Source organism: Herbaspirillum lusitanum (assembly GCF_046025995.1).
Taxonomy (GTDB): domain Bacteria; phylum Pseudomonadota; class Gammaproteobacteria; order Burkholderiales; family Burkholderiaceae_D; genus Herbaspirillum; species Herbaspirillum lusitanum_A.
Genome location: NZ_JAQQFM010000003.1, coordinates 387,699 through 411,346, shown reverse-complemented (window position 1 = coordinate 411,346; position 23,648 = coordinate 387,699). Strand labels below are relative to the sequence as shown.

Below are 23,648 nucleotides of genomic sequence, written 5' to 3'. Positions count from 1 at the left end.
TGATTGCACAGCAGACGGTCGGTGACCTTGCTTCTAACTGATTACATATGATCATTACGCGTACTCCTTTCCGAATGTCCTTTTTCGGTGGCGGCACTGATTACCCGGCCTGGTATGCCGAGCATGGCGGCGCTGTGCTGGCGACCAGCATCAATAAGTATTGCTACATCACCTGCCGTTATCTGCCGCCGTTCTTCGAGCACAAGCATCGGATCGTCCATTCGCTGATCGAAAACGTGCAGCACATAGACGAAATCAAGCACCCGGCGGTACGCGCGATTCTGGGTTGGGCCGGCTGCGAGCGCGGCCTTGAAATTCACCACGACGGCGACCTGCCGGCACGCTCGGGACTTGGCTCAAGCTCGTCCTTCACGGTCGGTCTGGTGCATGCGCTGGCGACCATGGAAGGCCGCTATTCATCCAAGCGCGACCTGGCGGCCAATGCCATTCACATCGAACAGAATGTGATCGGCGAAAACGTCGGCTCACAAGATCAGGTCTCGGCCGCATACGGCGGTTTCAACCGCATCGACTTCCATCGCAACGGCAACTTCAATACGGCCCCGGTGGTACTTCGCCCGGAGCGACTGCAGGAATTCCAGAGCCACCTGATGCTGTGTTTCACCGGGTTTTCACGCATTGCCTCGGAAGTCGCAAAATCTCAGATCGAGAATTTGCGTCAGCGCGAAAGCCAGCTCAACCGCATGCGTGAGATGGTGGAAGAAGCCATCATCATTTTGCAAGACAGCCGGGCGCCGATTACCGAAATCGGCAAACTGCTGCACGAAAGCTGGCTGTGCAAGCGCAGCCTGTCCGACAAGGTTTCCACCAGCGAAATCGATTTCCTGTATCAGGAAGCGATTGACGCCGGCGCGATCGGCGGCAAGATCATGGGCGCAGGGGGTGGCGGCTTCCTGATGCTGTTTGTCAAACCTGAACTGCAAGATCAGGTACGCGAACGCCTCAAACACCTGATTCATGTTCCGTTCAAATTCGAAGACTCGGGTAGCCGGGTCGTGATGTATCAACCGAACGGACTTGAGTGATGAGCACATCAACGATGACGACTGCTCCCTCCGGCACACCGCCTCTGGACGCGAAAATTTTTGTTGCAGGCCATGCCGGGCTTATCGGTTCTGCGCTGATCCGCAAGCTGCAGGCTGCCGGTTATCGCAATCTGATCACGCGCACGCGCGCCGAACTGGAGTTGCGAGACAGCGCGCAAGTCATTCAGTTTTTCGAATCGGAAAAGCCGCAATATGTACTGCTGGCAGCAGGCCGCGTCGGCGGCATTCTTGAAAATCAGACGCTGCCGGCCGACTTCATCAATGAAAATCTGGCGATAGCGCTCAACGTGCTGAGCGCAGCCCGTCGGGCTGATGTGCGCCGACTGATCATGTTCGGCTCGTCCTGCATGTATCCCAGGGAAACCGCGCAGCCGATGCCGGAAGAGGCGCTGCTGTCGGGCCATCCTGAGCCGACCAGCCTTCCCTACGCGATCGCCAAACTGGCCGGGGTTCACCTCTGTCTGGCCTACAACCGCCAGTATGGTGAACAGCGCTTTATTCCCGTGATTCCCAACAGCGCCTATGGGCCGAATGACAATTTCGATCCTAAGTCGGGCCACGTCCTGTCGGCGCTGATGGCCCGTTTCCACCAGGCCAAGCTTGATGGCGCAGCTAATGTCACCCTGTGGGGCAGCGGCGCACCGCGCCGCGAATTTGTTCACGCCGACGATATCGCCGCGGCCTGCTTGCTTTTGCTGCGCGAAGATCTGCCTCAGCTATCGCTGCCGCTGAACATAGGTACCGGCAGCGACGTCTCGATACGCGAACTTGCACAAGCGATGGCAAAAGTGGTGGACTATCAGGGCGAACTGGTATGGGACGCATCCAAACCGGATGGCGCCATGCGCAAGCTGCTCGATAGCAGTCGTCTGCATCAGCTTGGCTGGCAAGCCGGCATCGACCTGGAATCAGGTCTGCGTAATACTTATGCGTGGTATCTGCAGCAAACATCCGCGGCCAATGTATGAACTTATCTTGCAACTGTCCGCTGGCAGGCATTTCAACTGACGCCCCCGTGGCGTCATTTCCGTTTGGTGAAATATGACTAAAGATGAACTGATCGCATTCGAAGATGAAATTGCGGCCACATTCAATGCAGGAAAAATCCGTGCTCCGGTCCACCTGTATTCGGGCAATGAAGAACAGATTATTTCTGTCTTCAAGAATGTGCGGCCCCAGGATTGGGTTTTCTGTTCGTGGCGCGCCCACTATCAATGCCTGCTGAAGGGCGTCCCGCCGGAACAGGTACGGGATGAAATTATGGCCGGCCGCTCCATCTCGCTGTGCTTCCCCGAGCAACGCATTTACTCTTCCGCCATCGTCGGCGGCGTGTTGCCGATCGCGGTCGGCGCTGCCATGGCGATCCAACGCAGCGGCGAAGATGCCAAGGTGTATTGCTTCATGGGCGAGATGACCTCCGAGACGGGCATCGCTCACGAGTCGATCAAGTACAGCCGCAACCACAAATTGCCGATTCATTTCATCGTTGAAGACAATGAAAAGTCGGTCTGCACGGACACCCGCGAAGCCTGGAACCAGCCGCATCTGAGCTATCAGGATGTTGCGGACGAATACATCACCTATTACCGTTATCAAACCAAGTATCCGCACGCCGGCGCCGGCATGCGCGTGCAGTTCTGAGGAACCGAGATGAAATACTTCGATGAACTGAAACGTTCGATGGACTTTCTGGCCGCAGATCCCCGCACCGTATTCATGGGGCAGGCGGTGGCGGTTCCCGGCACTGCGATGAGCAATACGCTCAAGGATGTACCACGCGAACGGCTGCTGGAATTGCCGGTGGCAGAAGAAATGCAGATGGGCATGACCACCGGCATGGCATTGGCCGGCGCAGTACCTGTCAGCATTTTCCCGCGCTGGAATTTTCTGTTGTGCGGCATGAGCCAGCTGATCAATCACCTCGACAAGATCGACGTGATGTCCACCGGCGGTTACAAGGCGAAGGCCATCGTGCGCACCGGGATCGGATCGCAACGGCCGCTGCATCCTCAGCACCAGCACATCGGTGATTACACGGAAGCCTTGCGCATGATGTGCAGCACCATAGAAATCATCCGCCTGGAAGAGCCGGAAGACGTCTTCCCGGCCTACGAGCGCGCATTGCTGCGCGATGATGGACGCAGTACCATCATCGTCGAATACGGTGACTACTACGGCGAAAAATAAGCATCGCTTATCGCACATGACGATGCAGGGAATGCCCTGCACGGCCCGGAAATAGCCGCACGCCATTGAACATTGAGAACCTACTGGATAGAAGCAAGATGAAATTTCCGTTGATGAGAAACAATATCCTGCGCGAAGACCTGGACGCAGTGATTGCCCATTTGCAGCAAGATGATCCGATTCTTACGCACGGCGCCAACGTACGCGCCTTTGAGCAGGAATGGTCGGCGTGGCTGGGCGTCAAATACAGCGTCTTCGTCAATGCGGGCGCATCCGCCAATATGCTGAGCATGGCGGTTCTTAAACTGCGCCATCCGGAAGGCGGTGAAGTGCTGGTGCCGCCGCTGGCCTGGGTGTCTGATGTTGCGACGGTCTTGCAAAACGGCTTCACTCCGGTGTTTGTCGATATCTGCCCGCAGACGCTGGCAATGGATCCGCAACAGATCATCAGCAAGTTGAATGACCGCACGCGCGCCGTGTTCCTGACCCACGTGCAAGGCTTCGACGGCTTGACCGATGAGCTGCTGGCTGAACTGGAGCGCCGCGGCATTCCCTTGATCGAAGACGTCTGCGAATCTCACGGCGCCACCCACAACGGCAAGCGTCTGGGCAGTTTTGGCTGGATGTCGAACTTCTCGTTTTACTATGCGCATCACATGAGCACCATCGAGGGTGGCATGGTCTGCACCAACGACCCCGAGGTCTATCAGCAAGTGCGGATGCTGCGCTCGCATGGCATGGTGCGTGAATCCACCGACGACCAGCTCAAACAGCACTATCGCGAATCCAATCCGGAACTGAATCCCGATTTCATTTTTGCCTATCCGGCCTATAACGTCCGTAATACCGAAATCGGCGGAATCATGGGACGCAGCCAACTGAAGCGACTGGACGCCAACGTTGAACGTCGCACCCAGAATCTGCTGCGCTTCCTGAACCGGATCGACAAGAACCGCTATCGCACTGACTTCAAGCTCGAAGGATCGAGCAACTACGCTTTCAATCTGATTCTGAAAGAAGCGGATGACGTCTTCGTTGAGCGACTGATGAAAGCCATGCGCGCAGCAGGTGTCGAATTCCGTCGCGGCAGCGCGGGCGGCGGCAATCAGGTGCGCCAGCCTTACCTGAAGGGCATTGTGCCGGCGGATCATTATTTACAGTTTCCTCAAACCGAGCACGTGCATTTCTACGGCTTCTATATCGGCAACTTCCCCGATCTTGCCGATGCCGAAATCGACGCGCTGTGCGACATTCTGAACGCCGTCTGAAATGAGCCTGCACTCCGCCGTCATTCTCGCAGGAGGACTCGGGACGCGCTTGCGCAGCGCCGTTCCCGATTTGCCCAAACCCATGGCGCCGATCGCGGGCCGTCCGTTTCTTGAATACCAGCTGGATTACTGGCTGGCGCAGGGGATAGATCATTTCATACTGTCGGTGGGTTACCGCCACGAAGTGATCATCGCGCATTTTGGCAATCGATATCGCGATGCCCGGCTCGACTACGTGATCGAGACCAGTCCGCTGGGCACCGGTGGCGGCGTACTGCTGGCGCTGGACCGGCTGGATGCGGATCAGCCCTTCCTGCTGTTGAACGGCGATACCTATTTTTCCGTCGATCTGGCGCAACTGGATCAATTCGCGCAAGCCAGCGACAGCGACTGGTGTTTTTCTTTGTTCCGTACCACGGAAACCAGCCGTTACCTGGGTATGGGAGTGACTCCCTCAGGCCGCATCAGCGAACTCAAATCCAGCCAGGACGGCGCGGAATGCCTGGCCAACGGCGGCGTCTATCGGGTCCGGCCACACGCCTTGCGCGGCTTGCTGTCGCAAGACAGAAAGTCCTTCGAACCCGGTATTGCCGCGTCGCTTGAAAACGATATTTTCCCGAGCGCTTTCGCTGCCGGGCAGCGCATGTTCGGCATGGAATTCAAGGGCAGCTTCATCGATATCGGCATCCCCGGCGACTACCACCGCGCGGCGACCATCCTTAACGTGTAAAAGACATCATGATGACGCCCATCGACCGGCTTAAACGCAATCTGGAGGCCTCCATCCAGGCCAAGCAGGCTCTCATGCAGAACAGCGCAACACTGGCCGTTTTTGCGGAAGCCGTCGACGCAACGGTGGCCTGCTATCAGCGCGGCCATCGCATCTACATCGCCGGCAACGGCGGCTCCGCTGCCGATGCTCAGCATCTGGCGGCGGAATTCGTCAGCAAGCTGGCACGCGACCGTGCGCCACTTGCAGCCGAAGCGCTCACGACAGACAGTTCGATTCTGACCGCGATTGGCAATGACTACGGCTTCGACCAGGTATTTGCCCGCCAGCTGGCAGGCAAAGCCGTGGCCGGCGACATGTTTCTCGGCATCAGCACTTCGGGACAATCGCCCAACATTCTGAAGGCGCTGGAGCGCTGCCGCGAGATGCGGGTGCCAAGCATCCTGTTTGCAGGACGCGACGGCGGCCCTGCAACGCAGCTGGCGGATTTCAGCATCGTCGTGCCGGGTCAGGCAACCAGCACCATCCAGGAATTGCATATCGTATTGGCCCATACACTCTGCGAATGTGTGGAAGTCGCCATCTTTGGCGAATAAGATTGATAAGACTGAATAAGACTACAGGCAAAGGATTCTCCAAAATGACTTACAACATCCTCGTCACCGGCGGCGCCGGCTATCTTGGCTCCACCATGGTTCCGGCCTTGCTGGAAGCCGGCCACAAGGTCACCGTGCTGGACAATCTGATGTACGGGCAGACCAGCCTGTCGCATGTCTGCTACCACGACAATTTCACGGTGGTGCGTGGCGATATCCGCCTGGAAAAAACCATGGTTCCGCTGCTGCAGAAAGCCGATGTGGTGATTCCTCTCGCGGCCTATGTCGGCGCCCCCTTGTGCAACAAGGATCCGGTCGGCGCCTCGTCGGTCAACCATGATGCGGTCATCATGATGCTCAAGCACCTGAGCAAGGAACAACTGGTGCTGATGCCTACCACCAACAGCGCCTACGGTACCGGCGACGAAAATAATTTCTGCACGGAAGAGTCGCCGCTGCGTCCGATTTCGCAATATGCGATCGAGAAGCTGGAGATCGAAAATGCCATCATGGAACATCCGAACGCCATCAGCTTCCGTCTGGCGACGGTGTTCGGCATGTCGCCGCGCATGCGTATCGATCTGCTGGTCAACGACTTCACCTATCGTGCGGTATATGACCGCTTCGTCGTGCTGTTCGAGCCTCACTTCAAGCGCAATTACGTGCACGTGCGCGACGTAACCCGTGCCTTCCTGCACGGCATCAATAATTTCGATCGCATGAAGGGCGAGATCTATAACGTCGGCCTGTCGGACGCCAATGTGTCCAAGATGGAGCTGTGCCAGGCCATCGCACGCCATGTGCCTGACTTCATTTTCCCGGAAGCGGAGATCGGCAAAGATCCGGATCAGCGCAATTACATCGTCTCCAATGCCAAGATCGAAGCCACCGGCTTCAGAACTGCACACTCGCTCGACATGGGTATTGCCGATCTGGTGAAGGGCTACACCATGATGAAGAACACCAAGTACGGCAACGTCTGACATGCTGCAGCAGGAGCTTTCAGCAGCGCGTGCCTGCGTCTTCATCGACCGCGATGGAACGCTGAATATCGAAAAGAAATATCTGCACAAATATGCAGATTGGGAATGGATTCCGGGCTCGGTGAAGATGTTGAAGACATTGCACGAAGCGGGCTTTCTCAACATCGTCATCACCAATCAGGCCGGCGTGGCACGTGGTTACTACGACACGGCCGCGATCAAGACGTTGCACGCGCAGGTGGATGAGGAACTGCTGGGCACCGGCGCCGTAATCGATGCCTATTATTTCTGCCCTCATCATCCTCAATACGGCGAGGAACGCAATTGCAGCTGCAGAAAACCTGCACCCGGCATGCTGCTGACCGCCAAAGAGCAATGGAATATATCCATGGCGCGCTCCTGGATGATAGGCGACAAGATCAGCGATATTGAGGCAGGCCTCGCTGCTGGCGTAAGGTGCATACTGGTCGCCACGGGTTATGGCGAAGAAGAACGCCAGGCCTGCCCGGCCGGCGTATGGCAGGCCGCAGATTTTGCGGCGGCGGGCGCACTGATTCTGCAAGACATGCAGCGCAACTGAACCAGGCGGCAGGCATCAGGCGAGACCTGAACGTGCCGAATTGAAAACCGAGGAAGAAGGACCAGATGTCAGATCGCTTGCCCAACGCCCTCCCCAGGATATTGTTTATATTCCTGGAATTTCCAAACTGGAAATTGGGGCGCAGCCTTGGATACCCGACCCAGATGGGTATTGAGCATGCTTTACGTCAATCGGGCGTGGAAGTATGCAGTATCGCGAGCATGTTCGGCCTGAGCAGCGACGCGCCCGGCAACTGGCTGTCGCGCATCAAGAGTCTGTATCAGGGGCGGCAGTTCGATCAGGTCTGGATTGAACTGGTACACACCAGCTACGACGACGGTTTTTTGTCCTGGATAGAAACGCTGGCGCCGGTGCGCCTGGGCTTTGTCATGGAGTCCTTGCAATACGAACCCCACGTCTACGAGATGTCGCCCCATCTGAAAACGCGCAAGGAGCAGGTAGTAAAGCGTCTGAAGCATATGACGCACGTGCTGCTGGCAGATGAACAGGATGCCACCGATCTGAATCTGCAAGGCGGCATCAACGCCATGTGGTGGCCGCAGACAGTCCCTGCTGCGAGTATCCAGGCACCGCCGCCGGTCGAAAACTCCTACGCCGTCTTTTACGGAGCGCTGTACGGCAACCGGCAAGGCTGGCTGACTCACCCGGCGCTGGCGGGTCTGCTGGTGCAACCCGGCCCCTCGCTTGAATATCAGACATCGTGTCCGGAGTTCTTCGACCGCCTGCAACAGATTGCGACGCTGGCGTTGAATGAGGGCTTGCAGGCCAGGCTTTATCATCTGAATCGCTATCTTTCCATCTTGAGAAGTGTGCGCGAGCAGATTTTTTCGCTGTGGCTGGGCAGCCTGCAACAAGGTTCTGCGGTGGTCAATCTGCCGTCGTTTTTCCAGGGTTTCCCTGGTCGCGTGTATGAAGGCATGGCCGCCGGTCGCCCGGTCATTTCGTGCACGGTGCCAGGCCGTCCGCGCACCAATGCCTTGTTCACGGATGGCGAAGACATACTGCTGTATGACCCGAATTCTCCGGAGCATCTGGCAGAGCAGATCCGGCGTGTGCAAACCGATGCGGCATTGGTGCAGCGCCTGACCAGCAATGCCACGCGCAAGATGCAGCGCTCGCATACTGCAGAAATCCGCGTGAGCCAGATTCTGCGCTGGCTGGACGATGGAGTAGAGACTGATTTCACTGCTGTTTAAGTTCGTCGAACTGCTACAATAATTTCGACGGGCACAAAAACTGCGGGCTTGAGACTGATTAAAAACAATCTTGCCTGCGCCGGGTATCCGCTACCCTCTTTCGAAGCCTTTTCGTATAGGAAATATCGTGACTGCAGGAAGCTTTTTCATCAAACCCGGCTACCGGGCTCGCACCAAGCCGGAATACTATGCCGACGTCAGCGATGACGGCGCAGTGTGGCAACCCGATGTCTATCCACTGGCCGCAACGCTGGCGCGCCAGTACGAATGCAAATACATCATCGACATCGGTTGTGGCCGCGCGCGCAAACTTGCCCCGCTCTATCCTGAATTTCAGATTATCGGTCTGGATTTCGGCAGCAATCTCTTGCATTGCCGCCAGGAATATCCATTCGGCAACTGGATCGAGGTTGATCTGGAGGCAGGCAGCAAGGTTGAGCTGCCGGTGGAAATTCTTCAGAGTGCAGTCATCATCAATTCCGATGTGATTGAGCATCTGGTCGATCCTACACGTCTGATGGATCTTATCCGCTCATTCCTGATTCACGCCAAAGTGGCGTTGCTGTCTACCCCCGAACGCGATCTGGAACGTGGCTTCAACGATTTAGGTCCTCCGGCCAATCCCAGCCATATGCGCGAATGGAACCTGTCTGAGCTGGAGACCTTGCTCACCAGCGCCGGCCTGCGCCCGGCATTCTGCGGCCTGACGATGAGCAACGATCGTGACCGCTTGCTGAAGACCTCGCTGGCAGTCATTCCCGGCATCCATCTGAATTCCGGTTCGGTGCGCGATCTCGCTTCGTTCTGCGAGCAATGGCTCAAAGCCACACCGGAACAACGCAGCGGCGCTCAGGATCCGTACATGAGTGACCTGGCTCAATTGGAGCGCGAAGTCAACATGATGAACCTCGCGGCCAAAAACAATGTGGTGGCGCCCCCACCACCGCCGCCGCCGACATTGCTTGAAATCGGCATTCAGCGAATCAATTCCGCCCAGTACGAAGGCGCATTTGAAGCACTCACTGAAGCGCTGGCCAAGGAACCTGAAAACGCCGCGATCGTTTTCCAGATGGGACGTCTGGCGGCAATCTGCAACATGAATGAAGATGCCCGCGAGCTGTTTTATCAGGCATCGCTGCGCGATGCGGAACTGACGAAATCGATCGTTGATTTCTATATCGAACAGCTGGCCAAGGCACGTGCCGGCATCGACTGACATCAAACGCCAAGCTCGTGCGAGCCTGATTGAAACTAAGGCCGCTCAGATGAACACCATCTGAGCGGCCTTAGTCATATGAAAGTTGAAAAACCTTCACCGAAGTCTGATGCCATTCAGCCCGGATTAAAGCGATGCTGCTCGGTCAGACTGAGGCCAAAGTCTTCATAACCGCTCAGGTTCTGCAGCTCCACCTGCTCCAGCACCATCATGTCCCCTACCAGCTTGTCCTCGTAGTATTCGCCGTCGTACAGACCGGGAAACCGCGTCATGGCGACCACCAGTTTCCCTAACGGCCCCGGCCCCAAATAGTAAGCACCACCCATGGCCCAAGGGCGGTGGAACGGCTTACCGTAAGAACGGGAATTCAGCGCCGGATCCTGACACTTGTTCCAATGCCAGTTGCGATCATGCGTCGTACCCGATACCGGCACCCCTGCATACACATCCATTTGACGCAATTGCTCAAGGACCAGCCTCGCGCGCGCCGGATCGAACAGCGTCTGGTCGTCATCGACCTTGAGTACGCCGACGTTATCGCCCAGATTCTCAAATACCCAGGTGCAGGCGGCGACGGTCTTGCGCGGCAAGCTTTCGTAGTTGTCGGGGGCCTCTACCTGGATCGCACGCGGGTGGTGAATGGGCAAAGTGTCCTGCCCGCTGATGATCAGATAGTCGATGTTGGCATCATCATATTGCTGCGCAAGCTGCAGAGCTTTTGCTTCATATTTTTTGCAACTGATGATCAATGCAATATTGCGGATAGCAGCTGATTTACGCACCAGGCTCTGATATTCAGCCAGTACATCGTTGTTGTAGGGCACCAGTGCCACAGCCTTGCGAGCATGGCGAATGGCACCTGGCGTATCACCACGCACCTTGCATATCTGAGAGCGCTTGTATTCGATCGCCCATAGAAATCCCGAGGGAATATAGAGATTATCCAACTCAATCTGCGTGCACTCCTGCAACAGATGGTGAGCATTGATCAAGGTGGTGGGGGTATGCAGCAAAGCGGTTACCCGCTGATTAAAATCCAGGCTCATATAAGTCTTTCAGGATTGGTGTACCGGGAGCGATTCAATATCCCATCTTGGTAATTTCCGCCTGAGTCTGCGCACGATAGATGATGCGTTCGAACTCTTCGGCCCAATCACTGGTCAGGTTATTCAACAGAAGCTTCTTGCCGCCCCTGGTTACGCTCTTGCGCAAGGCTTCGCTGGTCAGCAGCATGCGCAGATTGGTCGACAGCATTTCGATATTGCCGACCGGGTGCAGCATGGCATTGCGCGCGTGATGCAGCCCGACGTGACGATAGGTTTCCAGATCCGACAGGCAGACCGGCACTTCCAGCTCGAAGGCTTCCCAGATGGTCAGCGGCTGCGATTCGCTATAGCTGGCCAGCACGTAGGCGTCCGCGGAAGCCAGGTAGCAAAGGGTCTCTTCATTGGGCAGCTCCCCCAGAAAACGGTAGCGTTCGGGCGCCGCCTCGACCAGCTGTCTGGCGGCATCGCTTATCTGCAGAAACTTGCCGATGAACACGCACTCGACCTGCTCGCGCAGGCTTTCATCCATCGCTTCGACAGCCATGATGGTGTCCTCCATGCGCTTGCGCGGTTCGATGGTGCCGATGCAGACAATGCGTTTTTTTTCCTTGGGGACCGGCTGCAGATGTTCCTGCTTGTAGATAGCATCATTCCAGAACGGTAAGACATGCACCGTGGCAGGACTGTCAAACAGGAAACTGCCGTAGACAATCTTTTGGTATGTGGTCTGAAAAACGATGTGCGAGGCATGCTTGAAACCAGGCGCCAGTTGCGGAAAACGCAGGATCATGTCGCGCCCCACTTCGGCCTCGTGTATCCACCAGACCACCGGACATTTCGGCGCCGCTTCTGCCACGTGCGCGCCGGCCATCAAGGTATTGGCGACCAGCAAGTCGACTGATTGGATATTCTTGACGATAGGCACACCGAGCGCTTCAAATTTCTTTTTGATTTCGCCGTCGCCGTCGATACGCGACATTACGGTCACTTCATGATGCTGCACCAGGCGCTCGGCCAGGCGCAGCATGGCAATGCTGGCGCCGGTGGTATAAAACTCATCGTTCAACAAAAGAATCTTCATGCACTGCCTTAAATGGAGTCCGTCTGACACACGTAATTTTGACCGGCTGAGCTTTTGATCTTCACATTGCCTTCCCGGCATTCTTTTCGATCAGCCCGGCGCCACTGAATGTTCAATGCAGCGCTGCTGGAGCATAGCTGTACAGCCCGGCAACCAGCGAGTGGATGCAATATCAACCGGCTATCATCTTAATCAGCAGCCTCTGAGTCAAATTGCCGAGAACACGCCGAATTGACCCTCAACTTTGCCCATGCACAATCGGCCGGCCGCCTGATCACGGCGATATCTGCATGCTAAACTTCCCGCTCCGTTGTTTCACCCCATTTTTGAGCCCATTTCTTGCGCTCGTCTTTAGCGCACTCTTCCCCGCCATCCTCCTATGAACATCGTCATCCTCGCTGCCGGCATGGGCAAGCGCATGCAGTCTGCATTACCCAAGGTGCTGCACCCCCTGGCCGGCAAACCTTTGCTGGGCCATGTGATCGATACCGCGCGCGCCTTGTCGCCAGGGCGGCTGTGCGTGATTTACGGTCATGGCGGCGATGCGGTGCCGTCGGCCTTTCAGGCGGCGGATCTGAGTTTTGCCAAGCAGGAGCCGCAACTCGGCACCGGCCATGCGGTGATGCAGGCACTGCCCTTCATTGATGACGGCGCACCGACGCTGATCCTGTACGGCGACGTGCCCTTGACTACAGCGGCATCGCTCCAGCGCCTGCTGGAAGCGGCCGGCAGCGACAAGGTCGGCATTCTCACCATCACGCTGGACAACCCGACCGGCTACGGCCGCATCGTGCGCGAGAACGGCAAGATCGTGCGCATCGTCGAGCAAAAAGACGCCAGCGAGGCCGAACGCGCCATCGGTGAAATCAATACCGGCATCATCGTCGCGCCGACGGCTCAGCTGCGCCAGTGGCTGGCAACGCTGTCGAACAACAATGCGCAAGGCGAGTACTACCTGACCGACATCATCGGCCGCGCAGTGGCGGATGGCGTGGAAGTGGTGTCGGCGCAGCCGGACGACGTGGCCGAGACGCTGGGCGTCAACAGCAAGGTGCAACTGGCCGAGCTGGAGCGCGTGCATCAGCGCAACGTCGCCCATGCCTTGCTGGAACGCGGCGTAATGCTGTTCGACCCGGCGCGACTGGATGTGCGCGGCTCGCTGGAATGCGGACGCGATGTCAGCATCGACGTCAACTGCGTGTTCGAAGGCAAGGTTGAAATCGCCGACGGCGCCGTCATCGGCGCCAATTGCGTAATCAAGAACGCGCGCATCGGCGCCGGCGCCCACATCAAGGCCTTCACCCATATCGAAGACGCGGTGGTCGGACCCAATGCACAGATCGGCCCCTATGCCCGCCTGCGCCCCGGCACCGACCTGGCGGCCGACGTGCATATCGGCAACTTCGTGGAAGTCAAAAACAGCCAGATCGCCGCCGGCAGCAAGGCCAATCATCTGGCCTACGTGGGCGACGCCGACATAGGCAGCCGCGTCAACATCGGCGCCGGCGTGATCACCTGCAACTATGACGGCGCCAATAAATTCCGCACCATCATCGAAGACGACGTCTTCGTCGGCAGCGACACCCAGCTCATCGCGCCGGTGCGCGTCGGCAAAGGCGCCACCATCGGCGCCGGCACCACGCTGACCAAGGACGCCCCGGCCGATCAACTGACCCTGTCGCGCGCCAAGCAGCTTTCGCTGCCCGGCTGGCAGCGTCCGCTGAAGATCAAGAAATAGACTCCCGCCGATATCGGCCAGGCAATAAAAAGCCGGCTTGCCATCATGGCGGCCGGCTTTGTTTTCAAGCGATCCGTTCTTGCCCGCCTTACGGCCTCACACCGCAACGCGCGTCTCAAACTTGCTGCGATGGACCGAGAAATAGCTGCGCACATTGCGCACGTTCTTGTGCCCGGCAAACAGCCGATGCGCCAGCGCGTGATACGCCGGCATGTCAGCCACCTGCACCATCAGCACAAAATCCGGCCCCGGCGTGACCCGATAGCATTGCAGCACGCTGCTCTCCTGCGCCACCAAAGCCTCAAACTCAAGCTGATGCTCATCACCCTGGCGATCCAGCGTGATTTCCACAATCGCGGTCAGGCTGGGCCCCAGCTTCTCCGGCGCCAGCAAGGCTACCTGCCGCAATATCACGCCGCCCTCCACCATGCGCTTGACGCGCCGCAGACACGTCGGCGGTGAAGCATGCACGGCGGCCGCCAGTTGATGATTGGTCTGGCCGGCATCGGCTTGCAGGGCATTCAGGATGCGACGATCCAGTTCATCCAATTCAAAAATCTGGCTCATTTGAAATATTAGTTAAATTAAAATAATTAAATGAATTTAAAATTCATGATAAATATTATTAGAAATAATAATTCATTTTTAAGTCTAATTAGAAAGCTTATTTCAAACGGTGTGACCTAAGATGCTTTCACACTTTTCTTCTTCGGAGAACTTCCATGTGCGGTATCGTCGGCGCAGTCTCGCAACAAAACGTCACCCCGGTCTTGCTTGAAGGCCTGAAACGCCTCGAATACCGCGGCTACGATTCCTGCGGCATCGCGCTGCATATCGACGGCAAGCTGCAGCGCTCACGCAGCACCTCACGCGTGGCCGATCTGCAAACCCTGGTCGACGAAGCCAAACTGAGCGGCTTCACCGGCATCGCCCACACGCGCTGGGCTACCCACGGGGCGCCTGCCACGCACAACGCCCACCCGCATTTCTCGCGCGAGCGCATCGCGCTGGTCCACAACGGCATCATCGAAAACCACGACGAACTGCGCGCCGAGCTGCAAGCGCTGGGCTACACCTTTGAAAGCCAGACCGATACCGAAGTCATCGCCCACCTGGTCGACCACATGTACAGCGGCGATCTGTTCGAGACCGTGCAACTGGCCGTGCGCCGCCTGACCGGTGCTTATGCAATTGCCGTCTTCAGCGCCGACGAACCGCACCGCGTGGTCGCCGCGCGCCATGGCTCGCCGCTGATCGTCGGCGTCGGCAAAGGACAGAACTTCGTCGCCTCGGATGCGATGGCGCTGGCCGGCACCACCGACCAGATCATCTATCTGGAAGAAGGCGACGTGGTCGACCTGCAATTGCAACGCTGCTGGATCGTCGACATCGACGGCAAGCCGGTCGAACGCGAAGTCAAGACCGTGCACGCCTTCACCAGCGCGGTCGAACTCGGCCCTTATCAGCATTTCATGCAGAAAGAAATCTTCGAGCAGCCGCGCGCCATCGCCGACACGCTGGAAGGCATCGCCGGCATCATGCCCGAGCTGTTCGGCGATCAGGCCTACAAGGTATTCAAGGAGATTGATTCGGTATTGATCCTGGCCTGCGGCACCAGTTATTACTCCGGCCTGACTGCCAAGTACTGGATCGAAGCCATCGCCAGGATCCCGGTCAATGTCGAAATCGCCAGCGAATATCGCTATCGCGACAGTGTGCCGAATCCGAAATCGCTGGTCGTCACGATTTCACAAAGCGGCGAAACCGCAGACACGCTGGCGGCGCTCAAGCACGCCCGCAAACTCGGCATGGAAAACACGCTGACCATTTGCAATGTCGCCACCAGCGCCATGGTGCGCGAATGCAAACTGGCCTACATCACGCGCGCCGGCGTGGAAGTCGGCGTGGCCTCGACCAAGGCCTTCACCACGCAACTCGCCGCGCTGTTCCTGCTGACGCTGACGCTGGCGCAATCCAAGGGACTGCTGAGCGAACAGCAAGAAGCCGGTCACCTGAAAGCCATGCGCCATCTGCCGGTGGCACTGCAAAGCGTGCTGGCGCTGGAACCCAGCATCGCCGCGTGGGCCAATGCTTTCGCGCGCAAGGAAAACGCGCTCTTCCTCGGCCGCGGCCTGCACTATCCGATCGCTCTGGAAGGTGCGCTGAAGCTCAAGGAAATTACCTACATCCACGCTGAAGCCTACGCCGCCGGCGAACTCAAGCACGGCCCGCTGGCCCTGGTCACGGAAGAAATGCCGGTCGTCACCGTCGCGCCGAACGACGCCCTGATCGAAAAACTGAAATCGAACATGCAGGAAGTCCGCGCACGCGGCGGCGAACTCTACGTCTTCGCCGACGCCGATTCCAGCATCACCTCAGGCAATGGCGTCCACGTCATCCGCATGCCGGAACACTACGGTCTGCTGTCGCCCATCCTGCACGTGGTGCCTTTGCAATTGCTGGCGTATCACACGGCCTTAGCACGCGGAACGGATGTCGACAAGCCACGTAACCTTGCGAAATCCGTGACAGTTGAATGAGGAGCAAAATGCATGCAGGTCTTTGCGTGGAGTGACATTGAATAGGGATCGACTTCTGAAAATCTTGCGCGCGCAGAGGTACATCTTCGCTCTAGGATTCTGTCGCTTGCTGAACATTGACGACTTCGCGACCGGCCAGCCACATGGAAGTCTCTTCTGCGTTCAATGCCGGTGCAAATAAGTAACCCTGTGCAAGGGACGCCCCAAGATCCGACAAAAGCGCTCTTTGATTTTCTGTTTCAACACCTTCCACAACACAAACCAGGTTCATGTCCTTGCTTAATGCCAGCAAGGATTTGACTATCTTGTAGCTTGCCTGCTTGTCTTCTATGCCTGTAATGAAGCTTTTGTCGATTTTTATTTTTGTCAGCGGCAGTGCATGAAGTTGGCTCAGACTTGAATAGCCCGTTCCGAAGTCATCCAGCGTTACACCGCATCCCAACTGACGCAAGGATTCGATTGCGCATTTTGTTTTGCCCAGATCATAGAGTATTGCCGTTTCTGTTATTTCAAGATCGAGGCGATGCGGATCATAGCCGGAGTCATTGATGACTTTAACGATCTCGCCGAGTCCATGGGCGCTGTTTAAATCGTTCGCGGATAGATTGAAAGACAGGAGTATATCCACCGGCCAATGATCCGCTATCGCCAAAGCCTTTTTCATTAGCGTGACACTCAGCTGATTAATGATGCCCATTCGCTCTGCGGCAGGGATGAATTCCATTGGAGATACAGCGCCGACCAAAGGGCTAGTCCAACGTGCAAGCGCCTCAAATGCGACGGTTGTTCGCCCCTGGATATTTACGATCGGTTGAAAATAGACAGTTAATTCGGTGTCGAAATCTGCGAGCCGCAGCGCCTGATCGATGTTTGCCTTTTTGTGGATCTGCTTCTTATCCTCGTCCGAAAACAAAGTGACTGTGCCACGATGGCTGCGCTTTCCATGATAGAGGGCGTAGTCTGCATGTTCGTAAAGCGTGTGCGCATCCACCGCCATATCGGGAAAAGTGGCGACTCCCATAGAGGCAGCGACTTGAACTTTGATATTGAAGAGAGCGAACGGGCTGCGAAGGTGCTGACATATTTCGTCACCAGTGATTTGTAATTGCTGGTCATCCATATCACGGTCGAAAATCAATGCGAATTCATCTCCACCCAAACGGGCGAGATGAATATGCTCATCACATTTCTGCAGCAGTCTTCTCCCGACTTCGGTAAGCAACTCATCGCCGTAAGAATGACCATATAAATCATTTACCGCCTTGAAACCGTCAAGATCAATGATGGCTATCGAAAAGCGGGAGCCGCTCACCTGGGCTCGATCACATGTTGCGTCAAGCGATGCAAAGAATTTTCTTCGATTAGGAATTTGAGTCAATGAATCCAGGTTGGCCAGTTGCAGATTCTCGTTGCTGAGTTTGGCGGCCTTGAGCTGAGCGTCAATCAGCAGGGTGAAGTCCCGATAATGGCTTGTCACGATGACGAGCATTGCACCCGTGACCAGAGCCACATTCAACGCTGCAGCAATGAACGTGGGTAAATTTGAGGAAACAAAAAAGACAGTGAAAATTCCGTTGACGATGAGAGCGGCCGTCAACGCGGCAGAACGAAGGTACATCAGACAGAAGATGCAGCAGATGACTGTGATGCCCATGTAAAAAGCAACATGCGCCTGGGCATAAGCATCTCCGTACGGGAAAAGCAGCACCGCCCATACTGAAAAGCTGATTGCAATCGGGGGGACCAGCAGGTTAGTTCTTGATAGCACTCGCCACGCTTGTTCCGGGGTGGGATCAATGTTGCGGTTTCGCCGCCAGAAAAAGAAACGCACCACACAAAAAAAGGACAATGCCGCCGGGCAATAAATGATGAGCCAGGAAGGAGCAGAATCAAAGTGAGTAAAAGCCAGCGCCCAACTATTGATCACCAAGATGAGATACATCATCGGAATTTTTCCGGAGAACGCCTTGTATTGCGCCTTCAGTAATTCCGGCCTGTCTCGCTCGAGAGACCAGTAGCGACGAAGGGTGTTTATTAGTGTGGTCAACATCATCACGATTCGTCTCGCTCTTGGGTTATTTTGCGGGTTGTGTTTGAGTTTAGCTTCTCCGAGAGTATCTTGATAGAAGGTCCCTGCATGCAATAAGAAATAATTATTGCCTTTTCAGTTGGTTGCGTCGATTGAGAAGGCACATTCTGACGTCGCGAAAATTTGCATGGGAGCGACTCTCATCATTCACGATCGATTTGGGGAGCCCCGGGCTACATTTTCTTTCCGTCTTCCCTGTATTTGGAGAGGGCAGAAATAAGGAAGATCTTATATATCATTCCATGATGGAAAAATAGGGATATTCCTGAATACGGAAGTCCACAACAATTTTTTTTACGCCAGAATCCGTCCATTTTTATGACAGCCATTGCGGCGCAAACTCCATGCATGGTCTGAACCGGCAAAGCGCTTCCGTCAAGAGTTGAACCGTATTTCTATTTCCGGATTGCATCAGGTTCACTCTGAGCAGCGACAAAACGGCGTGTCGACCGGCACGCGAAAACGTGTCAATCACCTTGGCGGACAGGTTCGCTTGAGCGACTTTCTTTGCGTCTTACTGGTTTAAGATGCCAAGCCAAATTGATCAATTCTTCCCGAACCAGAATTTATGGCGCGCCGACCTAAAGTAGTGGAACTCCCTGCACTGGGAAGTCTTGACCGTTCTGCGGGCAATCTCGCACGGCAACTCACTGTGCTGCTGAGAGACGCGGTTCAACGAGGCGACCTCATACCGGGTGAGTTGCTGCCTTCATCACGCTTCCTCGCGCAAGCGCTGGAGGTGGCCCGAGGGACCGTAGTTGAAGCCTTTAGCCAGCTTCTGGCTGAGGGGGTGCTTGAAACAAAGCTGGGTGGCGGGACCAGCGTCGCCAGTTCCTTGCCGCCGACTCCGGCCAAGGGAAAACAAGCGAGGCCGAGAGCATTGGCCACCCCGCTCGCCTTGACCGGGCGCGCGACTCAGTTCGCCGAAGTCGCTGCTTTGATGCATCCGCTGCCGCATGTCCCGTTCGCGGTCTCTGTCCCGGTCGGCCTGGCCGCTCCGGATGACGTCTGGCGTAGGCTCGGCAACAAGATACGCGCACGCGGCCCCGGCGCTCCGGCAAGCTACGATGATCCTCAGGGCATTCGCGTGTTGAGGGAGGCCATTGCAGACTATGCAAGGCGCTCAAGGTCGGTGCATTGCACGGCCGAACAGGTGATCGTCACGTCCGGAACGCAACAGGGTCTGTATCTTTCCAGCCAGGTGCTCCTCGAGCCGGGCGATCTTGCGTGGGTGGAAGACCCCGGATATCGCGGGTTGAGCGCGATCCTGGAGAACACCATTGGCCACCGACAGATGGCTTGCATTCCGGTTGACGAAGAGGGCCTCGATGTCGCCGCCGGCATCCGTACAAATGGCGCTGCGCGGGTGGCGTTCGTTACGCCCTCTCATCAATATCCGCTGGGGATGCCGCTGAGCATGGCGCGACGCAGTGCACTTCTGTCCTGGGCGCAAAAGCACAAGGCATGGATTGTCGAGGATGACTACGACAGCGAGCTGCGCTACGCCGGCCATCCATTCCCGGCACTGCAAGGCATGGCGCCTGAGCGTGTGATCTACCTGGGGACATTCAGCAAAATATTGTTCCCATCGCTGCGCCTGGGCTATGCGATTGTTCCGCCCGGACTCGAGAAATCCTTCATCGGTGCGCGGATTTTGATGGACAGGCATCCGCCGACGGCTGACCAGCATGTCTTGGCGGCCTTCATGGAAGAGGGCCATCTGGACCGCCATATTCGACGTATCAGAAACGTCTATGCCGAACGCCGCGAACAGATTATCGGGCTGCTTCACAAGCACATTCGGCGGAGTTCAGCGTGGCTGCAGCCGAGCGACCAGGGCGCCCACCTCGTCCTCCTGCTGGCAGAACACATGAACGACCGGGACGTGGCGAGAGCGGCGCTTAAACGCGGGGTCTCGGTACGCGCTCTTTCCCCCATGTATTCTGCCGGCAAGGCTCGCCCGGGGCTGATACTCGGATTGGTCGACTTTCCCTATGAGCAGCTTGAGGCGGCGGTAGTAGCTTTGTCCAAAGCCATCAAGAGCTGCGCATAAGTTGAACATCCGTGAACATGAGCTGAGCATGAAAATGGCCCTCGCAAGGGCCATTTTCATGAGGCGCCGGCAACATCCATCTCAGGACTGCGATTTCTCCTTCTCGTCCGCAGCGCGCAGCGTTGCTGCCCCCAGAATGTCGGAGCCGCGCGCTGTCAGCACTTCGCCAACGTTGCGCACATCACGCACATCCTTGTTCTGACTGAGCTTGATCTTGCCGACCATACTGGTGATGTCAATCTCGATACCGACAATCGCCTTCAGCAGCCCGTCGATGAAATCGGCAGGTCCGTCCGACATTTTCCAAGGCTTTTGCATTGACGCTTCGTGGGTACGGGTCAAACGCGCCACCACGCCGCGCACATAGCGCTCGTCATCGTGGATGCTGATACGGCCGTGCACATGAGTGACCATGTAGTTCCACGTCGGAACCTGCTTGTGATGCTCTTGCTTGCTTGGATACCAGGTCGGGGAGATATATGAGTCTGCGGCCTTGAACACGACCAGCACCTCATCCCCGTTCTGCACATCCTGCCACACCGGATTGGCGCGAGCCACGTGCGCCGTCAGCTTGCCCAGCCCTTCCGCTTCGAGCACTTCGAATGGAATATGGTTGGCGTCCAGCCCGCTTTTGCCATTGGTCACCAGGAGACCGAAGGGATAGGTCTTGATGAATTCCTTCAATACTTCTGGATTGGACTCACTGAAATGCGCTGGAACATACATTTGGCTTACTCCTCAGCAAAAAGGGAAAACTACAATCGTTAAAGGGCATGTCAGCCCACAGCTCGGACATATCCACGTCTCCTAAGCACGATTGCTGCGTTAACGAAATCGACTTGCTTGTCGGATTGACTTAGCGCTTACTTTAGCCTGACAGTGGCCCATGGTACAGATCCAAATTCGAACATTTTTAATGAACCAGAATTGCAGACGGCTAAAAGCATCGTCCCTGAAATGCTGAAAGGCTGGTGCTGATGTCGCCGGCCCTGCCGGTACCGGATGAACCGGTTTCGGCGCCCATGTATCGGCCCAGGTGTAAATTCTCAAGCGTCCGCATCAGTTGAAGAAGGGACTGGAGCGTTCCTTTCCACTCATCTCACATAACGCACGGCCACTGCGCTGCATCACTGAAAGCAGCATTAGCATATACGCGCACTGCTCGCATTTTGTACGCGCTACAGCGGGCCCACTGAGCGCAAGACCGTATATGAATATTCGGAATCCTTCGTTCACGCAAGCAAGGATCGCATGCAAGCTTGCATGTCTTAAGTATGCAAGGAGCATTTGATGTCGCTGCCATCCGTGACCGGACTGGATCATTACATTATCCGTGTCAACGATCTGGAATCCGCAACCGAATTCTATAAAAAGCTGGGGTTCTCTCTCGCGCCTCAAGGCCGCCACCACACTGGTACCCGCAACCAGACGCTGATCCTCGATTCAAACTACCTCGAGCTGCTGTACTTCCCGCCTGAGCAAGTCGCCACCTCGCGCTTCAGGCACTTCCCCGATCACTATGAAGGCCCGGTCGCCGTGGCCTTGCAGACCACGGACAGCGCTGCAGTAAAGCGCGAGCTGGCAGCCGTCGGCATCGAAGCAGAAGCGCCGGTCAGCGGCGGGCGGCCGGTGCATCTTGCACAGGGATCGGAAGACGCTGCGTGGCTCAACCTGAATTTTCCGCAAGGCGTTTTCGGCGTGCCGGACTTCTTTACCTGTGGTCACCAGACGCGTCACCTCGTTTTTCGGCCTGAGTGGCAGGAGCACGCCAACACCGCACGTCGCATTCGTGCGCTGATCGCCGTGCACCCCGATCCGAACAGCCTGCAGGCGAAATACCTCCAGGCGTTCGGCGCCATCTCCATCGGCGCGGCCAGCGATGAAGGCTGGCTGCTGCGACGTGATTCGCTGCGCTTGCAATTCCTGACACCGGCCGCATTCGCCGCCCGCTATCCGGGCGTCAGGATTCCGGACGGCGTGGACAATGTATGGCTGGCCGGTTCCGTAATTGAAGTACGCGATCTGGAGACGACGCGCAAGCTGCTGAGCCGCAACGCAGTGCCCTTCCGCGATGGTCCGCATGGCGAGCTGCTGATCGATCCGGCTTACACCGCCGGCACCTTGCAAGCCTTTGTTCAGGAGCAGCAGTCATGAGCAACGCTCTGGAACACTGGCAGGCGTTTTCGCGCGACTACGCCGACGGCCGCGCGCGCTTTACCGCGCAGGCAAAAGCGGCCGGCGCGCTGCTGCAGCGCTATACCCATCCCGACAAGCAAACGCCGGACGGTCTGCCCTTGAGCATCGACGTCGCACGCCTCGGCCCGGCCGATGCCACGCGCACGCTGCTGTTGATCAGCGGCACGCATGGACTGGAAGGTGCCGCCGGGTCGGCCGCACAGATCGGCTGGCTGGCGACGCAAAGTGCAGCCTCACTGCCGGCCGACACCAACGTGGTGCTGATCCATGCGATCAACCCTTATGGCTGGTCGCATGAGACGCGCACCACGGAAAACAATGTCGATCTGAATCGCAACTTCATCGATCACAGCAAGCCTTATCCGCCCAACGATGCCTACGACATCTTGCACCCGCATCTGCTTCCGGCCCAATGGAGCGAGGCCGGGCTGGCCGGCGTCAAGCAAGCGGTCGATGCCTTTCGCGACGAGCACGGCGCCGACGCCACCTTCAATGCCACCGCCAGCGGCCAGTATCGTCACCCCCAAGGCCTGGTGTTTGGCGGCGCGCAACGCGAATGGTCCAACCTGACGCTGGAAATCATCCTGCGCGAGCATCTGCCGCATGCAGAAAAAGTCGCGCTGATCGACTGGCACACCGGCATCGGTGAATACGGCGAGCCTTTCTTCCTGTGCTTCAACGCCGAGGGCAGCGAAGAACAGCAACAGGCCGCCGGCTGGTGGGGCCGCGAACGCGTGCTCGACCAGCGTCCGCATGGCCTGGCACGCCCCGACTATCAAGGTTTGGTGTTTCGCGGCGTCGAGCATTTCCTGCCGGGCCGCAAGATCGCCGGCGCGGTGGTCGAATTCGGCACACGCGGCCGTCACGTCGGGGAAGCGCTGCGCCTGGACCAATGGCTGCGCTTCAAAGCTGCAGATCAGGCCGACGCCACCCGCGACTACATTCTGCGGCACGACCTGATCGATGCCTTCGTGCCTTACGCCAGCGTCTGGCGCCAGTCCGTGCTGCGTCACGGCATCCACATTACTGACCAGGCCCTGCAAGGCCTGGCCGCCTGGTAA

The 23,648-nt window shown here is 57.0% G+C and carries 21 protein-coding genes; 16 read left to right on the top strand and 5 right to left on the bottom strand.

Translation table 11 applies throughout. The features are described 5' to 3' along the window. Positions 1-74: 74 nt before the first annotated feature. The 11 genes from PQR62_RS07695 (at position 75) to PQR62_RS07645 (ending at position 9,844) form a co-directional block, all read left to right on the top strand. The gene (locus tag PQR62_RS07695) at positions 75-1,046 is read left to right on the top strand and encodes a GHMP family kinase ATP-binding protein (RefSeq protein WP_408156469.1); all 972 of its coding nucleotides are present in this window, start codon (positions 75-77) and stop codon (positions 1,044-1,046) included. After that, positions 1,046-2,035 carry a GDP-L-fucose synthase family protein gene (locus PQR62_RS07690; RefSeq protein WP_408156467.1) on the top strand — a complete coding sequence of 330 codons (990 nt, stop codon included), beginning with the start codon at positions 1,046-1,048 and terminating at the stop codon, positions 2,033-2,035. Before PQR62_RS07695 ends, PQR62_RS07690 begins: the two co-directional genes overlap by 1 nt. 73 nt (positions 2,036-2,108) lie before the next feature. Next, positions 2,109-2,708 (top strand): thiamine pyrophosphate-dependent enzyme, encoded by a 600-nt coding sequence (locus PQR62_RS07685; RefSeq protein WP_408156464.1) that lies wholly within the window; start codon positions 2,109-2,111, stop codon positions 2,706-2,708. Between the two features lie 9 nt (positions 2,709-2,717). Further along, positions 2,718-3,254, top strand: coding sequence for a hypothetical protein (locus PQR62_RS07680; protein WP_408156461.1), 537 nt, complete (start codon positions 2,718-2,720; stop codon positions 3,252-3,254). Positions 3,255-3,367: 113 nt separating this feature from the next. Then, positions 3,368-4,522, top strand: coding sequence for a DegT/DnrJ/EryC1/StrS family aminotransferase (locus PQR62_RS07675; protein WP_408156460.1), 1,155 nt, complete (start codon positions 3,368-3,370; stop codon positions 4,520-4,522). A 1-nt stretch (position 4,523) separates the two neighbouring features. Then, a complete protein-coding gene (locus PQR62_RS07670; protein WP_408156458.1) occupies positions 4,524-5,252 on the top strand; it encodes a nucleotidyltransferase family protein in 729 nt (242 codons plus the stop codon). 8 nt (positions 5,253-5,260) lie between these two features. After that, positions 5,261-5,848, top strand: coding sequence for a D-sedoheptulose-7-phosphate isomerase (locus tag PQR62_RS07665; RefSeq protein WP_408156456.1), 588 nt, complete (start codon positions 5,261-5,263; stop codon positions 5,846-5,848). 44 nt (positions 5,849-5,892) lie between these two features. After that, positions 5,893-6,831: an NAD-dependent epimerase/dehydratase family protein gene (locus PQR62_RS07660; RefSeq protein ID WP_408156454.1), complete on the top strand. Its 939-nt coding sequence runs from the start codon at positions 5,893-5,895 to the stop codon at positions 6,829-6,831. 1 nt (position 6,832) lies between these two features. Then, positions 6,833-7,411, top strand: a complete 579-nt coding sequence (gmhB, locus tag PQR62_RS07655) for a D-glycero-beta-D-manno-heptose 1,7-bisphosphate 7-phosphatase (RefSeq protein ID WP_408156453.1) — start codon at positions 6,833-6,835, stop codon at positions 7,409-7,411. 164 nt (positions 7,412-7,575) lie between these two features. After that, positions 7,576-8,628, top strand: a complete 1,053-nt coding sequence (locus PQR62_RS07650; RefSeq protein ID WP_408156451.1) for a glycosyltransferase — start codon at positions 7,576-7,578, stop codon at positions 8,626-8,628. 127 nt (positions 8,629-8,755) lie between these two features. Next, positions 8,756-9,844 (top strand): methyltransferase domain-containing protein, encoded by a 1,089-nt coding sequence (locus PQR62_RS07645; protein ID WP_408156449.1) that lies wholly within the window; start codon positions 8,756-8,758, stop codon positions 9,842-9,844. Positions 9,845-9,960: 116 nt separating this feature from the next. Here PQR62_RS07645 and PQR62_RS07640 read toward each other — a convergent pair whose 3' ends face one another. Then, positions 9,961-10,890 (bottom strand): hypothetical protein, encoded by a 930-nt coding sequence (locus PQR62_RS07640; RefSeq protein ID WP_408156447.1) that lies wholly within the window; start codon positions 10,888-10,890, stop codon positions 9,961-9,963. 34 nt (positions 10,891-10,924) lie between these two features. Next, on the bottom strand, positions 10,925-11,971 hold the full coding sequence (locus PQR62_RS07635; protein WP_408156445.1) for a glycosyltransferase family 4 protein: 1,047 nt from the start codon (positions 11,969-11,971) through the stop codon (positions 10,925-10,927). Between the two features lie 379 nt (positions 11,972-12,350). Between PQR62_RS07635 and glmU the strand changes: the two genes are divergently transcribed. Then, positions 12,351-13,709: a bifunctional UDP-N-acetylglucosamine diphosphorylase/glucosamine-1-phosphate N-acetyltransferase GlmU gene (glmU, locus tag PQR62_RS07630; protein ID WP_408156443.1), complete on the top strand. Its 1,359-nt coding sequence runs from the start codon at positions 12,351-12,353 to the stop codon at positions 13,707-13,709. Between the two features lie 96 nt (positions 13,710-13,805). Here the strand turns inward: glmU and PQR62_RS07625 are convergent, their stop codons facing one another. Continuing rightward, on the bottom strand, positions 13,806-14,276 hold the full coding sequence (locus PQR62_RS07625; RefSeq protein ID WP_408156441.1) for an Lrp/AsnC family transcriptional regulator: 471 nt from the start codon (positions 14,274-14,276) through the stop codon (positions 13,806-13,808). A gap of 155 nt (positions 14,277-14,431) precedes the next feature. Here PQR62_RS07625 and glmS point away from each other — a divergent pair, with 155 nt between their 5' ends. Beyond that, on the top strand, positions 14,432-16,249 hold the full coding sequence (gene glmS / locus PQR62_RS07620; protein WP_408156439.1) for a glutamine--fructose-6-phosphate transaminase (isomerizing): 1,818 nt from the start codon (positions 14,432-14,434) through the stop codon (positions 16,247-16,249). Between the two features lie 91 nt (positions 16,250-16,340). Here the strand turns inward: glmS and PQR62_RS07615 are convergent, their stop codons facing one another. Further along, positions 16,341-18,302, bottom strand: coding sequence for a putative bifunctional diguanylate cyclase/phosphodiesterase (locus tag PQR62_RS07615; RefSeq protein ID WP_408156437.1), 1,962 nt, complete (start codon positions 18,300-18,302; stop codon positions 16,341-16,343). 604 nt (positions 18,303-18,906) lie between these two features. Between PQR62_RS07615 and pdxR the strand changes: the two genes are divergently transcribed. Continuing rightward, on the top strand, positions 18,907-20,391 hold the full coding sequence (gene pdxR / locus PQR62_RS07610) for a MocR-like pyridoxine biosynthesis transcription factor PdxR (RefSeq protein WP_408156435.1): 1,485 nt from the start codon (positions 18,907-18,909) through the stop codon (positions 20,389-20,391). A gap of 81 nt (positions 20,392-20,472) precedes the next feature. On the opposite strand, the gene PQR62_RS07605 is transcribed toward pdxR, so the two are convergent. Further along, positions 20,473-21,117, bottom strand: a complete 645-nt coding sequence (locus PQR62_RS07605; RefSeq protein WP_408156433.1) for an FMN-binding negative transcriptional regulator — start codon at positions 21,115-21,117, stop codon at positions 20,473-20,475. 564 nt (positions 21,118-21,681) lie between these two features. Here PQR62_RS07605 and PQR62_RS07600 point away from each other — a divergent pair. Beyond that, the gene (locus tag PQR62_RS07600; RefSeq protein WP_408156431.1) at positions 21,682-22,545 is read left to right on the top strand and encodes a VOC family protein; all 864 of its coding nucleotides are present in this window, start codon (positions 21,682-21,684) and stop codon (positions 22,543-22,545) included. Continuing rightward, entirely contained in the window at positions 22,542-23,648 is a 1,107-nt protein-coding gene (locus tag PQR62_RS07595) for a M14 family metallopeptidase (RefSeq protein ID WP_408156429.1), read from the top strand. The genes PQR62_RS07600 and PQR62_RS07595 overlap by 4 nt, the downstream gene beginning before the upstream one ends.

Excerpts from the sequence above, each read along its gene's own strand:
- PQR62_RS07695 (WP_408156469.1), top strand. The coding sequence starts at position 75 with ATGTCCTTTTTCGGTGGCGGCACTGATTACCCGGCCTGGTATGCCGAG.
- PQR62_RS07690 (WP_408156467.1), top strand. The coding sequence starts at position 1,046 with ATGAGCACATCAACGATGACGACTGCTCCCTCCGGCACACCGCCTCTG.
- PQR62_RS07685 (WP_408156464.1), top strand. The coding sequence starts at position 2,109 with ATGACTAAAGATGAACTGATCGCATTCGAAGATGAAATTGCGGCCACA.
- PQR62_RS07680 (WP_408156461.1), top strand. The coding sequence starts at position 2,718 with ATGAAATACTTCGATGAACTGAAACGTTCGATGGACTTTCTGGCCGCA.
- PQR62_RS07675 (WP_408156460.1), top strand. The coding sequence starts at position 3,368 with ATGAGAAACAATATCCTGCGCGAAGACCTGGACGCAGTGATTGCCCAT.
- PQR62_RS07670 (WP_408156458.1), top strand. The coding sequence starts at position 4,524 with ATGAGCCTGCACTCCGCCGTCATTCTCGCAGGAGGACTCGGGACGCGC.
- PQR62_RS07665 (WP_408156456.1), top strand. The coding sequence starts at position 5,261 with ATGATGACGCCCATCGACCGGCTTAAACGCAATCTGGAGGCCTCCATC.
- PQR62_RS07660 (WP_408156454.1), top strand. The coding sequence starts at position 5,893 with ATGACTTACAACATCCTCGTCACCGGCGGCGCCGGCTATCTTGGCTCC.
- gmhB (WP_408156453.1), top strand. The coding sequence starts at position 6,833 with ATGCTGCAGCAGGAGCTTTCAGCAGCGCGTGCCTGCGTCTTCATCGAC.
- PQR62_RS07650 (WP_408156451.1), top strand. The coding sequence starts at position 7,576 with ATGGGTATTGAGCATGCTTTACGTCAATCGGGCGTGGAAGTATGCAGT.
- PQR62_RS07640 (WP_408156447.1), bottom strand. The coding sequence starts at position 10,890 with ATGAGCCTGGATTTTAATCAGCGGGTAACCGCTTTGCTGCATACCCCC.
- PQR62_RS07635 (WP_408156445.1), bottom strand. The coding sequence starts at position 11,971 with ATGAAGATTCTTTTGTTGAACGATGAGTTTTATACCACCGGCGCCAGC.
- glmU (WP_408156443.1), top strand. The coding sequence starts at position 12,351 with ATGAACATCGTCATCCTCGCTGCCGGCATGGGCAAGCGCATGCAGTCT.
- PQR62_RS07625 (WP_408156441.1), bottom strand. The coding sequence starts at position 14,276 with ATGAGCCAGATTTTTGAATTGGATGAACTGGATCGTCGCATCCTGAAT.
- glmS (WP_408156439.1), top strand. The coding sequence starts at position 14,432 with ATGTGCGGTATCGTCGGCGCAGTCTCGCAACAAAACGTCACCCCGGTC.
- PQR62_RS07615 (WP_408156437.1), bottom strand. The coding sequence starts at position 18,302 with ATGATGTTGACCACACTAATAAACACCCTTCGTCGCTACTGGTCTCTC.
- pdxR (WP_408156435.1), top strand. The coding sequence starts at position 18,907 with ATGGCGCGCCGACCTAAAGTAGTGGAACTCCCTGCACTGGGAAGTCTT.
- PQR62_RS07605 (WP_408156433.1), bottom strand. The coding sequence starts at position 21,117 with ATGTATGTTCCAGCGCATTTCAGTGAGTCCAATCCAGAAGTATTGAAG.
- PQR62_RS07600 (WP_408156431.1), top strand. The coding sequence starts at position 21,682 with ATGTCGCTGCCATCCGTGACCGGACTGGATCATTACATTATCCGTGTC.
- PQR62_RS07595 (WP_408156429.1), top strand. The coding sequence starts at position 22,542 with ATGAGCAACGCTCTGGAACACTGGCAGGCGTTTTCGCGCGACTACGCC.